Genomic DNA, 18,611 nt, shown 5'->3' on the forward strand with positions numbered 1-18,611 from the left:
CCCGTCTACACTCGAAATATTCCCCGTGCCATAACGAGACCGTTATGCCCAGACTGCCGACCGTGCTACTGCTGTCGCTGCTGACCTGGACCGCGACGGCTGGCGCGTTGACTCTCACAGATGAAGAGCATGGCTGGTTGGCGGACCACCCAGAGTTGCGCCTGGGCGTTGATGCCTCGTGGCCGCCGTTTGAATATCGCGATGAAGAAGGTCGCTATCAGGGCCTGGCCGCTGACTATGTGCGGCTGCTCCAGGAACGCCTGGGCATCAAGATCAAGCTGATAGAACCGGCCAACTGGAGCGCATTGCTGGAGCAGGCGCGGAACAACCAGCTCGACCTGTTGCCGGGCATCATGTCCACCCCGGAGCGCCAGGGCTTCCTCGCATTCTCCCGGCCTTACCTCGACTTCCCCATCGTCATTCTCGCCCATGAAGGCGGTGCCCAGCCCCGCTCCCTCAAGGACCTGTATGGCCTGAAGATCGCCGTGGTGGAGAACTATGCCCCCCACGAATTGCTGCGCACCCACCATCCCGACCTGAACCTGGTGGCGATGCCCAATGTCAGCTCGACGTTGCAGGCCCTGGCCACCGATGAGGTGGACGCCGTCGTCGGCGACCTCGCCTCCAGCGTCTGGAGCCTGCGCCAGCTCAAGCTCGACGGCTTGTATGTCAGTGGCGAAACGCCCTATCGCTACCAACTGGCAATGGGCGTGCCTCGAGAGAACAAACTGCTGATTGGCATTCTGGATAAAGTGCTCGCCGACCTCAGCCCCAGCGAAGTTAACGAGATCCAGAAGCACTGGGTTGGCAATGTCATTGATCACCGGGCCTTCTGGGCCGACTTGCTGCTCTACGGCCTGCCTGCCGTGCTGCTGTTGAGTACCGTGCTGGCCATCGTCATTCGGATCAACCGCCGGCTCAGTTCGGAAATTTCCCGCCGGGTAGCCCTGGAGCAAAAACTGCGCAGCAGCGAATACCATTACCGTGGGCTGGTAGAGAGCCTCTCCGCCATAGCCTGGGAAGCTGACATCAACGATTTCACCTACAGCTACGTGTCACCCCACGCCGAAGAACTACTGGGCTATCCACGCGCTCACTGGCTGATCCCCGGCTTCTGGCGCAACATCATTCACCCCGCCGACCTGACCCGCGCCGACAGCTTCTGCCAGCAGGAAACCCGCGCCAACCGCGACCACAGCATTGATTACCGGGTGATCACCGCTGACGGCCGCTGCCTGTGGGTCAGGGACATTGTCAGCCTGATCAAGTATGGGCATGAGCCGGTTCTGCGTGGTCTGATGATTGATATCAGCGAGGCCAAGCGCACCGAGGAAGCGTTGCGGCTCTCGCAGGAGAAGTTCGCCTCGGTGTTCCAGCAGTGCCCGGACATCCTGGTAATCGCCCGCCTGTCCGATGGCTGTCTGCTGGAGGTCAACAAGGCATTCGAGGACCAGATTGGCCTGAGCGCCGCAGACGTCATTGGCAAGACCGCTACCGAGCTGAACATCTGGGGTATCCAGGGTGTGGGGCCCAACCTGCTCAAGCGCGTGCAGACCACCAGTATCCGCAACCTGGAGATGCCGTTCCTGCGCAGCAACGGCCAGGCGTTTACCGGGCTGATTTCTGCCGAACCCTTCCAGCTCGATACCACCGCAGCCTTGGTAGTGGTGGTGCGGGATATCACCCAACTGAAGGAAACCCAGCAACTGCTGCAGACTACCGAAGAGAAGTTCGCCAAGGCCTTCCACGCCTCGCCGGACGGCTTGTTACTGACTCGCCAGAGTGATGGCCTGCTGCTGGAAGTCAATGAAGGCTTTAGCCGTATCACCGGGTTCAACAGTGCGATGTCCCTGGACCAATCGACCCTGGACCTGGGCATCTGGGTGGACTTGAACGAACGCAAGCACATGCTCGAGCTGCTGCAGCGCGACGGCCTGGTGCGTGATTTCGTCTGCCATATCCGACGCAGTGACGGGCAGATTCGCCTGTGCGAGGTGTCCAGCCGCCCACTGCCCATCGGTGATGACGATTGCATGCTGACCATCGCCCGCGATATTACCGAACGCCAGTTGATGCAGGAAAAACTGCAACAGGCCGCAACAGTTTTCGAAAGTACCGCCGAAGGCGTATTGATCACCGATACCCGGCAGAACATCAGCGCCGTCAACCGCGCCTTCAGCGAAATCACTGGCTACAGCGAAGCAGAAGCCCTGGGCCACACCCCACGCCTGCTGGCTTCCGGCCTGCACGACAGCGCGTTCTACGCAGCGATGTGGCATCAATTGACCGCCAACGGCCACTGGCAAGGCGAGATCTCCAACCGGCGCAAGAACGGCGAGTTGTATCCCAGTTGGCTGACCATCAGCGCCGTGCGCAATCATGACCAGTCGATCACCCACTTCGTGGCGGTATTTGCCGATATCTCCAGCCTCAAGCACGCCCAGGCGCGGCTTGACTACCAGGCGCACCACGACCCACTCACCGGCCTGCCCAACCGCACTCTGTTTGAGAATCGCCTGCAGGCCGCCCTCAATAACCAACAGGAAACCGGCAGCCAGGGCGCGGTGCTGTTTCTCGACCTCGACCGCTTCAAACACATCAACGACAGCCTCGGCCACCCGATTGGCGACCTGCTGCTCAAGGACATTGCCGTGCGCCTCAAGGAGCAGTTGCGCGATATCGACACCGTGGCCCGCCTGGGCGGTGACGAATTCATCATCCTGCTACCCGGCCTGCAACAAGCCAGCGACGCCCAGCACCTGGCCAATAAACTGCTGGCCTGCTTCACCCCGCCCTTCCAGGCGGGCGAGCACGAGTTCTTTATCAGCGCCAGCATCGGCACCAGCTTCTATCCCCAAGATGGCATCGACGTTGCCACCCTGGTCAAAAACGCCGATGCCGCCATGTACCGCTCCAAAGCCAAGGGCCGCAATCGGGTCGAACGCTACACCCAGGACCTCACCGCCCAGGCCAACGAGCGCGTCGCCCTCGAACACGAACTGCGGCGCGCCTTAGAGCGCGAAGAACTGTTTCTGTATTACCAACCCAAGCTGAGCCTGGAGACCCAACAACTGATCGGCGCCGAAGCCCTGATCCGCTGGCGCCACCCGACCTTCGGCGACGTGCCCCCCGAACACTTCATCGCCCTGGCCGAAGAAAACGGCATGATCCTGCAAATCGGCGACTGGGTCCTGGAACAGGCTTGCCGACAACTGCACCAGTGGCGCAAGTCCTATGACTACTTTGGCCCACTCTCCGTCAACCTCGCCGGTGCCCAACTGCGCCATCCCAACCTGCTGGGGCGCATCGAGCAACTGCTCCGGGACAACCACCTGGAGCCCGGTTGCCTGCAACTGGAAATCACCGAAAACTTCATCATGAGCCAGGCCGAAGAAGCCCTGGAAGTACTGCATAAACTCAAGCGCCTGGGCGTACAGCTGGCCATCGACGACTTCGGCACCGGCTATTCATCCTTAAGCTACCTCAAGCGCCTGCCCTTGGACTTCCTGAAAATCGACCAGTCCTTCGTCCGCGGCCTGCCCGATGACCCCCACGACGCCGCCATCGTGCGCGCCATCATCGCCCTGGGTCACAGCATGCAATTCACCATCATCGCCGAAGGCGTAGAAACCCTCGCCCAACAGGCCTTCCTCACTGACGAAGGCTGCGAACAAATGCAAGGCTACATCGTCAGCCTGCCCCTGCCCCCCGACATATTCGCCGCGACCTTCCTTCACATGACCCATTCGGATTTTTCGGATAGCACAGTGGAGAAACCATCGTTATAATCCGCGACCTACTGAGGGCCTATAGCTCAGTTGGTTAGAGCAGGGGACTCATAATCCCTTGGTCGTAGGTTCGAGTCCTACTGGGCCCACCATCTCTAGAAGCCGCGCACTGCGCGGCTTTTATCATTTTTTACGCCTGAAAAACTGAAGCACTCCCTTTTCAAAAAAGGTGTTACGTCCACAAAACGTCCACACCACAATGCCAATTACTCAATTCTCTTTGTGTAGCGACGAAGAATCCAACCCTCGTACAACTCGTCATCTAAGACCACAGACACATAGAGCCACGACTTCTCGGCGCTATCCAGCACCTGAACAAGCGATCCAATCCGTATCTTCAGAACTTCTTCGGCTTGTCTGCTGGGCCCCTCCATGAGGTAGACACTTTCGCCAGCCCTTGCGGCTTTGGCCACACGCAAAGCCGCCCAGCAACAGAGCCGCGACAAACAACTGGACGACCTGAAAGCCCTACTGGCCAACGGCAACCCCGACAGCAGCATGCGCGCGCGCCTGATCGGCCCGGGCAACGCCACCGAGCTGCGCCAGGCGCTGTTGCAAGGCGAGGCCCCCGGGCATGAGTGGGTGTTGTGCGCCGGCGCGCTGCTGGTGGGATCTGAGCAGGGCCTGAGCTTTGTTCGTGAGTTGGTGGGGCTATGACGCTACTACTCGACGGGCAAGAGGTACGCGGGAAGAACCTCAAGGTCACCGGCAATCTGCGCATTGAGAGCGACGATCTGTCAGGCCAGACCAGCAACACCGACAAGGGCCACAAGGGCTTCAAGCCCAAGACCCTAACGGTCACGCTGATGATTCCTTTTGTTGACCAGGTGCAACTGCGCGACCTGATGCGCCTGGTGGAAGCGACCGCCGGCGGTGGCCAGCTCAAGACGTACCGCATCGTTAACGACACGGCCGCCGCGTTTGGCATGCGCCAGGTGACGTTCACTGAAGGCGTGAGCGCCCGGGAAGACGACAGCCTGCGCGCCTGGCTGATCCAGTTCACCCTGACCGAGAAGCTGTCCAACCCTGAGAAAGTCGAAGGCCGGCGCCCGGGTAACAAGGTGGCGGCCCAGTCCGGCCCAGGTGGGGCAGTGGGCGGCACCGGTGGTGGTGGGGGCTCCAGCGAAGCCCCCGAAGAGCTGACGGGCTTCGAAGCCACGCTGAAAAAGGTAGATGGCTGGCTGGGCGGGAGTAGCACCCCATGAAACTGCACAAGGTGTTGGCCATCGGTGGTGTGCCCTATGTCCTGGTCAAAAACGAAGTGCGGCTGGACGCCAAGAGCCCCGGCCGGGCGACCTTCACCATCCAGGCCACAGCGCCGGTCAAAGGGTTGGTGACACTCGATATCGGCTACAACGACAGCACGCTGCAGCGCCACTTCATTGGCTACGTCGAACGCTGCAGCACGGCAAGCAGCACCCAGCAGGTGCTGTTCTGCCGCGAGCTGGCGGCGATTCTGGCCAACCCGCTGCCGCTGAACCTGCGCCACGTCGATCTGCGCGCCGTCCTGGTCGAGATCAGCCAGCACACCGGCCTGCGCTTTCGCGTACCAGACAAGCCCTATGCCGGGGTTAAGGCGCCGTTCTTCTACAGCCTGGCCGCCGGCTATCAAGCGATGGACAGCCTGGCCCGGGTGTTCAACATCCCCGACTTCATCTGGCAGCAGCAGGGTGATGGGGAGGTGTTCGTAGGCAGTTGGGCTGACAGCTTCTTTGGCGTTCGCCCGCCGCTGCAGCTGCCGGCGGAACTGTTCGACGACTACCAGGGCAACCAAAGCGCGATGATTGCAGCCCTTCCCGGGCTACGACCAGGTGCAACGATAAATCACGGCGAGCGCATCACCAGTGTGGCCCTCGTCGATAACCAGATGGCCATCCGATGGACGACGCAATCCGCCGTAGCGTAGAACGACAATTCCCCGAACTCACCGGCGGTTACCACCTGCCGCGCTTTGCCCGGGTGGTCGCCGTGGCCGACGCCCCGGCCGGCGCAGGGATCTGTGATGACTTCCGGCCGCGCTATGCAGTTGATATCGAAGTACTGGGGCCGGATGGCGAGCCAGACAGCAAGCTGCCGATCCTGGCCGGTGTGCCCCTGCCACTGCCCACTGGTGGCGAGGAAATGGGCATCTATGCCTTTCCCGAGGAAGGCACCCAGGTGGTGGTGTGCTTTGCCTACGGCCTGCCACACAAGCCCTATATCCAAACTATCCTGCCCCACGGCCTGAGCATGCCCAGCGTGCCGAAGGGTGACCAGGTGTGGCAACACAGCGAGGCGTGCCAGCAGCGTGTCGATGCCGACGGCAACTGGCTGCGCCAGACTGACGGCAAGATCCTGGATAAGGCGATCGAGCGGGAAGTGGAGGCTATGGGCAACACGGAGCGCTATCAGAACCACACCAGGACGGTAGACGACCATTCCACCGAGTCGGTGGGGGGCATCAAGACCTTGGAAGCTCTGGGCGCGCTCAAGCTGTTGTCGGGCGGATCTGCCAGCCTGGCGGCAATGGATGATCTGCACCAAGCGACCGGGCGCGACTTGAACCTGGTGGTGGGGCAGAAGCACAACGCCACGGTAGGTGGCGACATGGAGGAAAGGATAGAAGGGCTGCGCAGGAGCGTTGCGGCGGTCAGCCAGCGACTGGTCGCGCCCAAGACCTGGTTGGGGTCCGAAGGGGTGAACGTACTGCAGGTGCTGTGCGATCTGCTCGACCTGGTGCAGCAGATGAACACCCAGTTAGCTATCCATACTCATGGAATTACCCCAGCACCTAATAATGCTGGGGATTTCGCTGGGTACGCGGGTGAAAGCTTGAGGCTTATCAAGTCCATGAGCCTGATAACGCTTCGATAAAATTATAAGCCTCCTTTCCAGCTTTTCATAATTTTATCACTGTTGTACATACTGAATACCCATTCGTTTCCGTGCTTTTCTTTTTGGAATAGCCCTAGCTCTACAAGCCCATTTAGTACGGTGGCGGCTGTGTTATATGCACAGTTTAAGTTTTCTTTTACATTTGTTATTGTGAATTGTGATGCAACGCCTTGCTTGGCGACATTAAATACTACCCGCTGCTTTTCAGATAGTTTTGAGTAGAGGCCGGAACTATAAAGGAATGTGTTAAATTCCATAATTCCATCAACAGTTTGCTCGTAAGTTTTCTTAAATTTACTAATTGATCTAGCAATGACTCTGCACTGGTAGTCAAGGAAGTACGTTAAATCCATATTGTCTGTTTCAGTATAGAGGTAGCTTTTTCCATATTGTATTGGAGCTGCTTTTAACAAAGTGCTAATCGCAATATAACGGAATGCGCTAAAACCTTTTTTAAACATGAACCAGTAGAACAGGGAACGTGCCACCCGGCCATTTCCGTCGTGGAAGGGGTGCTCGTACCCAATTGTAAAGTGGATTATTATCGCCTTGACCAAAGGATGCATATAATCTTTACTCAACGCATCCGTGTGATCTTGGTTTACCCACTTACAAAATTTCGCCAATCTTTTTTCAAGTCCTGCAACAGGTGGAGGCTGATGCACAATTTCACCTCCGCCTTCAACAACTACATCATCGGTATTTTTTAATTCTCCCGGATGATACTTTTCGTCATCAATACCGTCGACTCCGATTTGATGTAACTCTTGTATAAGCTCTACGCTTAAGTTTTTGTCTCTATTCTCCCAAGCAAGATTCATCATCTTGAAATTGCCAATTATCATTTTTTCATCTATAGAACGCGGTCCTTTTTTTCTTTTTAGTAGCTCCTTGGCTGCTTTAGTCGTGGTTGCAGCACCTTCTAACTGGCTGCTGCTAATCGCTTCGTCTTCGATTAAGTCCTTCAATAGATATTGAAGGTGTTTTCCTTCGCCGATTTTTGAGCACATCCACTCCAACGCTGCTGTCGTCGTATGCTGGTCGCAGGAAGAAATCGCTAAATGCATTGCTGGGGTATAGAGGTAGCAGCATTCCTTCTCTGGTTCTCCAAGGAGGATCGCAGGGGTTAGCTGTTTGTTTCTCGCAGACTTAATTACCGCCCACGCTAGCGCGGGATCTAGATCCTTTGGAAGGCGGAATCTCAGCTTGTCAAAATGGAGATAGCGACCTTTCGGGTCTAATGAGTGAGCGAGATCCAAATATTTACTGATCTGATCTGCGTGCTGCTCGATGATCACCTTGAATGGGGCTGCAATTTCTTTAGGAGGGGATTTAATCATATCCATTTCAAAAGTCTCTAAATTTGAAATGAGATTACTCGAAGCCTTCGTTTATTTCAATAAACGCCAGAATTGAAACGGCTCTCCATAAGGGCCCGCTCACTGACAGTCTCGTTCAATCTGACGGGAGTGGGGAAAAAAATACGTAAAAAAGCACTTATCCCCCTCCCGCCGACGGGCTTTGCGTTGGTTTTTTGTGCAAACCATTAGGGTGGTGCAATCAAGGCTTCAGGCCAGGCCGGCCGTGGGGCTTCATGGGTTAATGGTAATTGCACGGTGTGAGAGGTTTTGCAAAGGAGTGCAATGGACGGTACAGATGACCGTCCACAATGCGTCCACACTAGCCGTAAACCTATTCGGCAAATATGAACAAAAGCACAATAAAATCTAAGATTTACGGGGTTTACCCAATAGGGACTGGTCTTTTATTCGGGCTCATAATCCCTTGGTCGTAGGTTCGAGTCCTACTGGGCCCACCACACTCAAAGCCGCGCACTGCGCGGCTTTCGTGTTTCTGGCGGAACCATCTCAGATACAGTCCTATGGTCCAAGGGTACAATTTAGGTACAGTGCTGGTTCGCCAGCCGCCTAGGAGCACCTGAATCACCCCCTAGTTTCGTAGACACCTCCAAGCCTTAAAATGAGGCCCATTAGGAGGTGCCATGAGCAACCAGCGATATCCCGAAGAATTCAAAATCCAGGCGGTCAAGCAAGTGACCGAAAAGCAGCTTCCTGTCTCGGAGGTGGCTGCACGATTGGGTGTGTCTGTGCACAGCCTCTATGCCTGGGTTAAGCGCTACACCAAGCCCCAAGAACAGCGCGTTGAGGAGGATGATCAAAGCGCTGAGGTTCGTCGTCTACGTGCCGAGCTGAAACGGGTGACGGAGGAGCGAGGGGGGCGTGGGACGGGCCGAACGCTACAAGCGCTAAAACTTATACAAAGAGAAATCTGCGTCATGTGGAAGTCTGAGTTCCCAAAGATAATTGCGTCGATATAGAGCTCAGCACCTAATAAGTTAATATGTTTCTACCCGCGTATCTAAGAGCGGCTGGCAGGAAACCTATAACACCTTCAGCTGTAGCTCTCACCAACCTCACTACACTGGCCAAGGTAAACGGTCATCTAGGGATCGAGCGTTGCTTACTCAAGCTGTCGCTCAATTAAAATAATATGGTGACAGCCTTCGCAACTAAAAACAGGTCAATGTAAATTAGCTTCAGAACTTTCCAAACCAAAACAATCCAACAACGGCAAAATAATAGCCAGAATGAAGCTATGAAAAAAGCACATCACAAATCTAGCATTTTATAAAACATAAATCACTAACCAAAACTAAACGATATATACTATATTAAATAAAATTAGATGATTGTTTTTTATAAATCCATCATCCGAGCCAACGCCAGTGACGCGACCTCACGCGCAAAATTGAAAAAGCAAGAATATGTTTCACAAAACAAAAAACTTGCTACTGACTATTTTTTTCGACCCATGTACAATATAAAATAATAAACAAACTTATAATGCAACTCACACAGCGCTAAGCAAGCGCCAAAATATGTAATTCGTGAGAAATATGAAAGAAGCCGAAATAAAACGAATCGCCGCTTACCACCTTCTAAAGCTAGAAGGTACGGAAGTGGTTTTTTTTGAGTACCCATTTCATTTCGGACGGCGCCGCGCAGATATAATATCGGCAGAAGATGGCATGATTATTGGCTATGAAATTAAGTCAGCTTATGATCGGATCGACAGACTGGCAGAGCAACTGAAATCATACGAGCAGCTTTTTGATTACGTATATATCGTATGTGACAGCAAACACATTACTGCTATACGAAAAATAGCGCCTGAGAGAGTTGGAATCTACCTATGTTCATCAAATGGCTTGAAGAGGCTACGCAAAGCCAAACAAATAAAAAATTTCAACAGCGTTGTAACTCTAGATGCCACACCAATTGAAGCGTTACGCAGAGAGTTCAAAATTGTAGAAAAATCTAAACTTGAAACTTGCGAAGCTATCTCTCGAAAATATAAACGAGAGAATATAAAATATTTTTTTAGAAAATACATCATCCAAAAATACGGTAGCCAGACCAACCACATAAAAACCGAGATCAGCGAACTACTAACCTTAGATGATGTATTTTCTTTAAGCTTAGCGCCAAACAGACTAAACCCTTAGTTCTTTAACCCTACGAATCATATAATTGCATGCCCGAACGGAGATCCAGAAAGATGGGCTAATGCCTGAAGGACTTCCAGCAGCGGCACTAGCAATTTCATCATCGCCCCAGCTAGTGTTCGAGACGTAGTTCGGGTCTACTACGACTTTCTTCGCACACCACACATATGAACCAGCGTCACGACGCTTTCGATAGTAATAAAATTTTGAAGCATTGCAAAAATCTACACGCGGAACGAATGTACCACCTCGCATTTCAATTTGCTTGATATTGATAGAAGCATAGTCTCCAAATTGCAACATTGGCCGATTATGCTTAAGGGACAAGTACAGCGAATGCTCATAAATATCAAAATTCCCTTCATCATCCTTACCTTCAGCAGATACCAGATAAGGAAAAGAACCCGAAATACAAACAATTTTTTCTAGCCAAACATCGGTATTGCTCAATGAAGATATTTTTTTGAACGCTCTCTGAAAAATATCTGTAATAGGTGCCAAGCCCGAAAGCTTGACTCTATCTCTAATGCACCCCTCATCTAAAAGAATATACAGCCGAGTATCAACCAACTCTGAAACGATATCGGTGATTACTTGCTCGTACTCATCATCTTCCAAATCAGCAGGCAAGCGCAAAGCCATTTTCTTGTACTTTCCAGTCACTGAAGCGACAAAAGCTCGGGCTTCTATCAAGTCCTCATCCAACTCGAAGTTTACGTGAATCATAGGAACTATCTGCTCCCCACAATTAAACTCCAGCCAACTTTTCCAAGACTCATAACCATTAGCAGGTGAGAGGATACTTTCTATCTGGGAGTTCTTTTGCTTGGGATCAGTTGTAACATCCAAAATATACGGGAGTTTACCTTGAATGTTTTTTATCTGATCAAGTCGCTTGACGACATCACCTAGCGAATCTTTTTTCGTAATTCTCGACTTTGTGATTTCATAGACAGGTAGCATATTCTTTCTATAAGATACATCGACAGCTGAAATAGCTCTCAACTCAGCATCTTTAGTTTTTAGTACGGGAAAATAAACTAAACTATTCCAATCCATGACCCTTCATCCCTAAATTTTTTGCTCGGACGCGCACGGCCAAGGTTGAGACCTTAAAGTACTGTGCAATTTCTTCAATACTGCCGGAAAACACTTTAACTTTATCTCTAAAAGCCAACTCGGGCATTAGAAGTTCGCTAGCGAATCGGTTGGCCTCAACCTCCATTGGGTTGCGTTCACCATTCCTGAAAAAATTTAAGTCTTTAAATTCGGCTTGCTGGAACCTATGCCGAGAGAAATGCGCGATTTCATGCGCAATCGTGAAGCGTTGTCTATTAGGATGATGAAGCGCATTTACTTTCACCACCCAGTCCTTGCCGTTGTCAGCAAGACTCAAAGTTCCTGAAATATCGTCATGCATTGGAACACTGATAAGTCCAATGCCTAACACTGACAGCAGAGCTTTCACATCTAAGGGAGAAGTATCAACACTGTGTTGCTTCGCTAGGGCAAGCAGCTGGTCAACTGTAAATCTTTCATCCACCGATGAGCTTTCACCTTGGAGTGAAGCTTCGGTCGACTTTGATTTAACACTCTTCCGGATAAAAGCCATTTGCTTACCTACTCAGTAATCTTGCCGTCAACGCAGCTTTCAGCTTTATCAAGCTCCGCCAACCGGCTACTAACCTGAATTATAGCATCTTCGGATGACTTTATTCTAGTTTCGTGATCCGTAACTACAGCGCCTTGAACGGATAGACCATCAAACAAATCTCCATAAGTAGCATTCAGCTTGTTAAGTTCCTTCTTTGCTTTACGCTCAACTATCTTGGCAAGTCCGCCAGTCTTTGAAAACTCGTCGAAGTGCGCTTTAGACTCTTTAACAACTTCAGCTCTGGAAGAGCTTCTGATAATAACAAACGCACCACCAACGATAGCAGCGTTCAACGCAATCAGTATACTGATCATAGTTTGGTAAAAGGAAACTTGTAGAGACCATAACGTATCAACCGATATTAAGGTTTTCTCTTTAACCATCCGCTCGATTACTAACTGCTCATAACTATCCAACTCTTTCATCTCTCGAGAGGGGACATATTGAGAATGGCTAATTAAAATATCTGACACTGGAGCAAAATGAAGAACTGCCAGCACCACGATCAAAGCTATACACGTGGATAGAGCGCTTGACGCAACGAGATCCTTCATCTGCAAATCCATCCATTATGACCAGTGGCCTGAAAAAGCCGACACGCTAGTAAAAAACCACTATCCAAAAACCCCATAAAGGGTAGATAGCAAAGTGATGCTACCGCTGAGCTACTCCAGCTGTCTACGCGGCGGGGCGTATCAACGCGCTGTACAAGACCACGACTCGCTTGGCTAGCAACCGAAATATCTGGTTTAGGCCCATGGAGGTGCGTTCATAGGGCACCTTTCTTAGGTACATGACAGGTACACCGCGTAGCTGTTACTGATTGCGGCTAAATGCGGTAAAGCCCTTTGAATACGGGGCCTCAGCTCGTTGTACCTATGCTAACCTACGCCAAATTTTGCTTGGCTAGCAGAATTGCGAGCCAACTCATAATCCCTTGGTCGTGGGTTCGAGTCCTACTGGGCCCACCATCTCTAAAAGCCGCGCACTGCGCGGCTTTCGCGTTTCTGGCGGTCCCCCCAAGCACCACTGGCCATGAGCCTGTAACATGCTCCCCCATTGCCGCCCACGCCGGAGCCCATCTTGTCCGCCACCCGCCCTCCCGTTCTCGATGAAATCGACCGCCAACTAATCGCCGCCTTGCAGCTCAACGCCCGTGAAAGCGTGGCAATGCTTGCTCGGCAATTGGGGATTGCCCGCACCACGGTGACCTCGCGCCTGGCGCGTCTGGAAAAGACTCAGGTGATTACCGGTTATGGCGTGCGCCTTGGCCAGCGGGTGGTGGATGGGGGGCTGCAGGCGTATGTGGGGATCACGGTGCAACCGCGTTCCGGCAAGGAAGTGCTGCGCCGACTCAGTGCCATGGCTCAGGTCCAGCAATTGTGTGCGGTCAGTGGTGAGTTTGACTATGTAGCCTGGCTGCGCACCGACTCGCCGGAGCAGCTGGATCAACTGCTGGACCAAATCGGCAGTGTCGATGGGGTAGAAAAGACCACCACCTCGATCATCCTCAGCAGCAAATTGGATCGCGGCCAGCCAATCTGACCGCCAGCTTCGTCACTTCGACTAAAAACAAATCAAACCGACGACACATTGCGTCTTATTAACGAGCGCTACGCTCCCTAGAATGGCTGCCATCTTTTCCTATACTTCACGGGTCGTGCCCCGCGGAGTTGCCAGCAAGGTCAGCCATGAACGCCACTCACAAGAACAATCGCCACCCTGCAGACGGTAAAAAGCCTATCACCATCTTTGGTCCGGACTTCCCGTTCGCCTTCGATGACTGGATCGAACACCCGGCCGGGCTGGGCAGTATTCCTGCCGCCAACCACGGCGCCGAAGTGGCGATTGTCGGCGCGGGTATTGCCGGGCTGGTGGCCGCCTACGAGCTGATGAAGCTCGGTCTCAAGCCGGTGGTGTATGAAGCCTCGAAAATGGGCGGGCGCCTGCGCTCCCAGGCGTTTGAAGGAGCCGAAGGCATCATCGCCGAACTGGGCGGCATGCGTTTCCCGGTGTCGTCGACGGCGTTCTACCACTATGTAGATAAGCTGGGGCTGGAAACCAAGCCCTTCCCCAACCCGTTGACGCCGGCCTCCGGCAGTACCGTGATCGACCTGGAAGGCCAGACCCATTACGCACAGAAACTCGCCGATCTTCCTGCGCTGTTCCAGGAAGTGGCTGACGCCTGGGCCGACGCCCTGGAGGCCGGTTCGCAGTTCAGCGATATCCAGCAAGCCATTCGCGACCGCGATGTACCACGGCTCAAAGAGCTGTGGAACACCCTGGTGCCGCTGTGGGATGACCGCACCTTCTACGACTTCGTCGCCACGTCCAAGGCGTTCGCCAAGCTGTCGTTCCATCACCGCGAGGTGTTCGGCCAGGTAGGTTTCGGCACCGGTGGCTGGGACTCGGACTTCCCCAACTCGATGCTGGAAATCTTCCGGGTGGTGATGACCAATTGCGACGACCACCAGCACCTGGTGGTCGGTGGCGTGGCGCAGGTGCCCATGGGGATCTGGCGCCACGTGCCGGAGCGTTGCGCCCATTGGCCAGCCGGCACCAGCCTCAGCTCCCTGCACCATGGCGCGCCACGGGCTGGGGTCAAGCGCATTGCCCATGCTGCCGACGGGCGTTTCGCGGTCACCGACAATTACGGCGACACCCGGGAATACGCCGCCGTGCTGACCACCTGCCAGAGCTGGCTGCTGACCACTCAGATCGAATGCGACGAAAGCCTGTTCTCGCAAAAAATGTGGATGGCTCTGGATCGCACGCGCTATATGCAGTCGTCGAAAACCTTTGTCATGGTCGATCGGCCTTTCTGGAAGGACAAAGACCCGGAAACCGGCCGCGACCTGATGAGCATGACCCTCACCGACCGCCTGACCCGTGGCACCTATCTGTTCGACAACGGCGACGACAAGCCGGGGGTTATTTGCCTGTCCTACTCGTGGATGAGCGACGCCCTGAAAATGCTGCCGCAGCCCATTGATAAACGGGTGAAGCTGGCCCTCGATGCGCTGAAAAAAATCTACCCGAAAGTCGACCTCAAGGCGCGGATCATTGGCGACCCGATCACCGTCTCCTGGGAGGCCGACCCGCACTTCCTCGGCGCGTTCAAGGGCGCGCTGCCGGGCCACTACCGCTATAACCAGCGCATGTACGCGCACTTCATGCAAAAGGATATGCCGGCCGAGCAGCGCGGGATTTTCATTGCCGGCGACGACGTATCCTGGACCCCAGCCTGGGTCGAAGGCGCAGTGCAGACCTCACTGAACGCGGTTTGGGGCATCATGACCCACTTCGGTGGCAGTACCCACCCGCAAAACCCGGGGCCTGGGGATGTATTCGATGAGATCGGCCCCATCGCCCTGGCCGAATAAGGAGTCAAGCCATGCGTGTCGCCCTGTACCAATGCCCGCCATTGCCGCTGGATGTGGCCGGCAATCTCAAGCGCCTGCATAGCGTCGCCCATGAGGCGTCCGATGCAGATGTGCTGGTGCTGCCGGAGATGTTCCTCACCGGCTACAACATCGGTGTTGAAGCAGTGGGCGCGCTGGCCGAAGCGCAAGATGGGCCATCGGCACAAACCATTGCCGAACTGGCACAGAACGCGGGCCTGGCAATTCTGTACGGCTACCCGGAGCGCGCCGAAGATGGGCAGATCTACAATGCCGTGCAACTGATCGACGCCAATGGCCAGCGCCTGTGCAACTACCGCAAGACGCACTTGTTCGGTGATCTCGATCACTCGATGTTCAGCGCCGGCGGCGACGAATTCCCTATCGTCGAGTTGAACGGCTGGAAGCTGGGATTCCTCATCTGCTACGACCTGGAGTTCCCGGAAAACACCCGGCGTCTGGCCCTGGCCGGCGCCGAGTTGATCCTGGTACCGACGGCCAACATGGTGCCCTTCGACTTCGTCGCGGATGTCACCGTGCGGGCACGGGCCTTTGAAAACCAGTGCTATGTGGCCTACGCCAACTATTGCGGGCATGAGGACCAGATCCAGTATTGCGGGCAAAGCAGCATCGCGGCGCCGAATGGCCAACGTGTCGCCCAGGCCGGCCTGGATGAAGCGCTGATCGTCGCCACCCTCGACCGCCAGGCGATGCGCGACGCGCAAGCGGCCAATCACTACTTGGCAGACCGGCGCCCCGAGCTATACGCAGCGCTGCACAAGCACTGACCGCCGCGCTTTGCGCTAGCATAGGCACTTCCTACGTTCTGGAAGTGCTCATGCCTGTGCCGGCCCACCCTCATTATTTACAACTGACCCTGGCCAATGGCCTGCGGGTTTCCCTGCGTCATGCCCCACGCCTCAAGCGCTGTGCAGCAGCCTTGCGGGTAGCGGCTGGCAGCCATGACGCGCCGTTGGCCTGGCCGGGGCTGGCACATTTTCTCGAGCACCTGTTGTTTCTCGGCACCGAGGCTTTTCCTGCACCCGACGGTTTGATGGCTTACGTGCAGCGCCACGGCGGGCAGGTCAACGCCAGTACTCGCGAGCGCACCACCGACTTCTTCTTTGAAGTGCCCACCCCGGTGTTCGGCGACGCGCTGCAGCGCCTGGGCGATATGCTCGCCCACCCACGCCTGGCCATGGACGAGCAACTGCGCGAGCGTGAGGTGTTACAGGCGGAGTTTGTCGCCTGGTCCCAGGATGCCGAGGCACAGCTTCAAGTCGCGATACTTGAAGGCCTGGCAACTGGGCATCCGCTGCGGGGGTTTCATGCGGGTAATCGCGACAGTCTGCCGGTGCCACAGGAGGATTTCCAACAAGGGTTGCGCGGGTTTTATCAAGACTTCTATCAAGCCGGGCAAATGACCTTGAGCCTTGCCGGCCCACAGTCGCTCGAGGAGCTGCAAGCCCTGGCCCAGTGCTTTGCCGACAGCCTGCCCTCAGGCCACCTACGCCCGCAGCAGGCGCCACCGGCATTGATGGACGGCGATCAACATCGCTATCAACACCTCGACAAACAGCATCTGCACCACCTCATCGCCTGTAATGCACCCCGTGAAGCCCTGGAGTTCCTCTGCACCTGGCTGAATGCCGAAGCGGCCGGCAGTTTGCTCGCCGAGCTAAAAAGCCGGGAATGGGCAAGCGCGCTACATGCCAAGGTGCTGTACCAATTCGCCGGGCAGGCGTTGCTGGATATCGAATTCACCCTGGGGCCAAAGGGTTCACAACAGGCCCTGGCCATTGAAGCACTGTTAAACGACTGGCTGGGCTTTTTCGCTCACAGCGACTGGACCGCGCTGCGTGAAGAGTACGCCCTGCTGGTCGACCGCCAGCGACAAGTCCGGGGTGCCCTGGCTCTGGCGCGCCAGGACAGTGAACACCTCGAGGCGCAACTTTCCGAGCCCCACTGCCAAGCCCTCAAGGCCATGCTGAATACGCTGCAACCGACACCCGCGCAACGGGCCTGGCAACTGCCGCCGAGCAATCCATTCCTGCAACGGGCACCCCAGGAACAACGTCCCGGACTGATTCGTGGCCAGACCAGCGCCCATCGCGGCTTGCGTACTTTTGCCCAGGACCGCTCCCGTGGCCGGCGCGAACTGCCAGGCCTGTCGTTCAGCCAAGCATTGCCTGCCGATAGCGACGAAGGCGCCCTTTACCTGCGCTGGCAACTGGATTCGCCCGCGCAGGGCTTGGGCAACAGCCTGCAAACACTGCGGACCAACGCCCGTCAGGCCGGCGTGGAATTATCCTTCGAAGCCGTAGGCAATGACTGGCTGCTGAAAATGAACGGGCTGCATGAACCGATGCCGGCCATCGTCGAGCAACTGGCACGGGACCTGACCCAGCCCGCTGCCAACCTTTGGCACAACGCACTCGCCAGCCCGGCGCCGCAGATGGCCATTCGCGAACTGCTCAAGGTACTACCGACCTGTTTTGCCGACACCGCTAACGGCAACGCGCTACCTGACCGGTGGGCCACCGCTCGCTGGCAAGGCTTGGGCATTGGCCTGCCGGCTGCGTGCGAAATGGCGATCAAAAATGCGGCGGCACGTCTACCCGGACACTGCACCGACAGTGAACACAAAGCCCTGCCCATCAACGGCCAACATCGCTGGCAAACCGTCACAACCGATGGCGACGAAGCCGCCTTGCTGCTGTTTTGCCCGGCCCCCAGCCAATCCCTCGCAGACGAAGCCGACTGGCGGTTGCTCGCCCACCTGGCGCAGGTCCCGTTTTACCAACGCCTACGTGTCGAGTTGCAAGTGGGCTACGCAGTATTCAGTGGCATCCGACAGTTCAATGGGCAAACCGGCCTGCTGTTTGGCGTGCAGTCGCCCAATGTCGCGCTTGCGGGCCTGCTCGAACACATCCAGGCCTTCCTCACACAACTGCCAGCCTTGATCAAGGGGAACGACGACCTGGGCAACACCACCCTGGCCCAGCAGTTCTCGCCACAGACACTGCCCAACGCCCAAGCCGCCGAGTTGCTCTGGCAGGCGCATTTGGCGGGGCATGGCGCGGACTATCTTGAGCAACTGCAACAGCTGATCCAGGCCCGCAACCGTCAGAACCTCGTCGATGCGGCGCAGCAACTCAAGCAAGCCGCCGGCGGCTGGCAGTGCCTGGCCAATGGTGCGGCGGTGGGCGATTACTGGCAGCAATGAAGCCAATCGTTGCCGATGCTGCAACAGGCTTTTTCTGCCAAGACAGCGCTAGCTCGGCGAGAAATGGGTAATATTCCCACACACATCTGAACATCTCCGCCAGGAGGTGGACTATATGTATTACTTGGTAGTAAACGTCCCA

13 protein-coding genes, 1 tRNA gene and 2 pseudogenes are annotated in these 18,611 nt (G+C 55.3%); 12 read left to right on the forward strand and 4 right to left on the reverse strand.

All coding sequences use genetic code 11. The features are described from left to right. Positions 1 to 44: 44 nt before the first annotated feature. From K1X80_RS26170 to K1X80_RS26195, 6 genes and pseudogenes are all read left to right on the forward strand, one after another. Positions 45 to 3,788 carry a bifunctional diguanylate cyclase/phosphodiesterase gene (locus K1X80_RS26170; RefSeq protein WP_198792497.1) on the forward strand — a complete coding sequence of 1,248 codons (3,744 nt, stop codon included), beginning with the start codon at positions 45 to 47 and terminating at the stop codon, positions 3,786 to 3,788. 15 nt (positions 3,789 to 3,803) lie between these two features. Then, positions 3,804 to 3,880: transfer RNA gene (locus tag K1X80_RS26175), tRNA-Ile, on the forward strand. A gap of 304 nt (positions 3,881 to 4,184) precedes the next feature. After that, positions 4,185 to 4,445: pseudogene (locus tag K1X80_RS26180) on the forward strand (hypothetical protein); the annotation flags it as partial. Next, positions 4,442 to 4,993, forward strand: a complete 552-nt coding sequence (locus K1X80_RS26185) for a DNA-binding protein (protein WP_220172567.1) — start codon at positions 4,442 to 4,444, stop codon at positions 4,991 to 4,993. The pseudogene K1X80_RS26180 and the gene K1X80_RS26185, both read left to right, overlap by 4 nt. Continuing rightward, positions 4,990 to 5,694: a hypothetical protein gene (locus K1X80_RS26190; RefSeq protein WP_220172568.1), complete on the forward strand. Its 705-nt coding sequence runs from the start codon at positions 4,990 to 4,992 to the stop codon at positions 5,692 to 5,694. The genes K1X80_RS26185 and K1X80_RS26190 overlap by 4 nt, the downstream gene beginning before the upstream one ends. Next, a complete protein-coding gene (locus K1X80_RS26195) occupies positions 5,667 to 6,641 on the forward strand; it encodes a hypothetical protein (protein ID WP_220172569.1) in 975 nt (324 codons plus the stop codon). The genes K1X80_RS26190 and K1X80_RS26195 overlap by 28 nt, the downstream gene beginning before the upstream one ends. A 2-nt stretch (positions 6,642 to 6,643) precedes the next feature. Here K1X80_RS26195 and K1X80_RS26200 read toward each other — a convergent pair whose 3' ends face one another. Then, a complete protein-coding gene (locus tag K1X80_RS26200) occupies positions 6,644 to 8,002 on the reverse strand; it encodes a Fic family protein (RefSeq protein ID WP_220172979.1) in 1,359 nt (452 codons plus the stop codon). Positions 8,003 to 8,664: 662 nt separating this feature from the next. On the opposite strand from K1X80_RS26200, the pseudogene K1X80_RS26205 reads away from it, so the two are divergent. Next, positions 8,665 to 8,916: pseudogene (locus tag K1X80_RS26205) on the forward strand (transposase); the annotation flags it as partial. A gap of 663 nt (positions 8,917 to 9,579) precedes the next feature. Continuing rightward, positions 9,580 to 10,188, forward strand: a complete 609-nt coding sequence (locus tag K1X80_RS26210) for a sce7726 family protein (protein WP_220172570.1) — start codon at positions 9,580 to 9,582, stop codon at positions 10,186 to 10,188. Here the strand turns inward: K1X80_RS26210 and K1X80_RS26215 are convergent. From K1X80_RS26215 to K1X80_RS26225, 3 genes are read right to left on the reverse strand one after another with little or no spacing between them, the layout of a single operon-like run. Then, on the reverse strand, positions 10,177 to 11,247 hold the full coding sequence (locus K1X80_RS26215) for a beta family protein (RefSeq protein ID WP_220172571.1): 1,071 nt from the start codon (positions 11,245 to 11,247) through the stop codon (positions 10,177 to 10,179). The two genes, K1X80_RS26210 and K1X80_RS26215, sit on opposite strands and share 12 nt — an antisense overlap. Beyond that, the gene (locus tag K1X80_RS26220; RefSeq protein WP_220172572.1) at positions 11,234 to 11,800 is read right to left on the reverse strand and encodes an ImmA/IrrE family metallo-endopeptidase; all 567 of its coding nucleotides are present in this window, start codon (positions 11,798 to 11,800) and stop codon (positions 11,234 to 11,236) included. The genes K1X80_RS26215 and K1X80_RS26220 overlap by 14 nt, the downstream gene beginning before the upstream one ends. An 8-nt stretch (positions 11,801 to 11,808) precedes the next feature. Continuing rightward, entirely contained in the window at positions 11,809 to 12,396 is a 588-nt protein-coding gene (locus tag K1X80_RS26225; RefSeq protein ID WP_220172573.1) for a hypothetical protein, read from the reverse strand. A gap of 529 nt (positions 12,397 to 12,925) precedes the next feature. Here K1X80_RS26225 and K1X80_RS26230 point away from each other — a divergent pair. The 4 genes from K1X80_RS26230 to pqqF all read left to right on the forward strand — a co-directional run bounded on the left by K1X80_RS26230 (position 12,926) and on the right by pqqF (position 18,469). Further along, positions 12,926 to 13,387 (forward strand): Lrp/AsnC family transcriptional regulator, encoded by a 462-nt coding sequence (locus K1X80_RS26230; RefSeq protein WP_057440306.1) that lies wholly within the window; start codon positions 12,926 to 12,928, stop codon positions 13,385 to 13,387. Positions 13,388 to 13,533: 146 nt separating this feature from the next. Next, on the forward strand, positions 13,534 to 15,225 hold the full coding sequence (locus K1X80_RS26235; RefSeq protein WP_057960801.1) for an NAD(P)/FAD-dependent oxidoreductase: 1,692 nt from the start codon (positions 13,534 to 13,536) through the stop codon (positions 15,223 to 15,225). Between the two features lie 11 nt (positions 15,226 to 15,236). After that, complete coding sequence (locus K1X80_RS26240) at positions 15,237 to 16,031, forward strand: carbon-nitrogen hydrolase family protein (RefSeq protein ID WP_057440304.1); 795 nt, start codon at positions 15,237 to 15,239, stop codon at positions 16,029 to 16,031. Positions 16,032 to 16,081: 50 nt separating this feature from the next. Next, positions 16,082 to 18,469: a pyrroloquinoline quinone biosynthesis protein PqqF gene (pqqF, locus tag K1X80_RS26245; protein ID WP_220172574.1), complete on the forward strand. Its 2,388-nt coding sequence runs from the start codon at positions 16,082 to 16,084 to the stop codon at positions 18,467 to 18,469. The last annotated feature ends 142 nt before the right edge of the window (positions 18,470 to 18,611 follow it).

The sequence above is a fragment of the Pseudomonas sp. So3.2b genome (genome assembly GCF_019464415.1).
In the GTDB taxonomy this organism is placed as follows: Bacteria; Pseudomonadota; Gammaproteobacteria; order Pseudomonadales; family Pseudomonadaceae; genus Aquipseudomonas; species Aquipseudomonas shahriarae.

Coding starts and splice junctions, on each gene's coding strand:
- K1X80_RS26190 (WP_220172568.1), top strand. CDS start 4,990: ATGAAACTGCACAAGGTGTTGGCCATCGGTGGTGTGCCCTATGTCCTG.
- K1X80_RS26170 (WP_198792497.1), top strand. CDS start 45: ATGCCCAGACTGCCGACCGTGCTACTGCTGTCGCTGCTGACCTGGACC.
- K1X80_RS26235 (WP_057960801.1), top strand. CDS start 13,534: ATGAACGCCACTCACAAGAACAATCGCCACCCTGCAGACGGTAAAAAG.
- K1X80_RS26220 (WP_220172572.1), bottom strand. CDS start 11,800: ATGGCTTTTATCCGGAAGAGTGTTAAATCAAAGTCGACCGAAGCTTCA.
- K1X80_RS26195 (WP_220172569.1), top strand. CDS start 5,667: ATGGACGACGCAATCCGCCGTAGCGTAGAACGACAATTCCCCGAACTC.
- K1X80_RS26215 (WP_220172571.1), bottom strand. CDS start 11,247: ATGGATTGGAATAGTTTAGTTTATTTTCCCGTACTAAAAACTAAAGAT.
- pqqF (WP_220172574.1), top strand. CDS start 16,082: ATGCCTGTGCCGGCCCACCCTCATTATTTACAACTGACCCTGGCCAAT.
- K1X80_RS26185 (WP_220172567.1), top strand. CDS start 4,442: ATGACGCTACTACTCGACGGGCAAGAGGTACGCGGGAAGAACCTCAAG.
- K1X80_RS26225 (WP_220172573.1), bottom strand. CDS start 12,396: ATGAAGGATCTCGTTGCGTCAAGCGCTCTATCCACGTGTATAGCTTTG.
- K1X80_RS26200 (WP_220172979.1), bottom strand. CDS start 8,002: ATGATTAAATCCCCTCCTAAAGAAATTGCAGCCCCATTCAAGGTGATC.
- K1X80_RS26210 (WP_220172570.1), top strand. CDS start 9,580: ATGAAAGAAGCCGAAATAAAACGAATCGCCGCTTACCACCTTCTAAAG.
- K1X80_RS26240 (WP_057440304.1), top strand. CDS start 15,237: ATGCGTGTCGCCCTGTACCAATGCCCGCCATTGCCGCTGGATGTGGCC.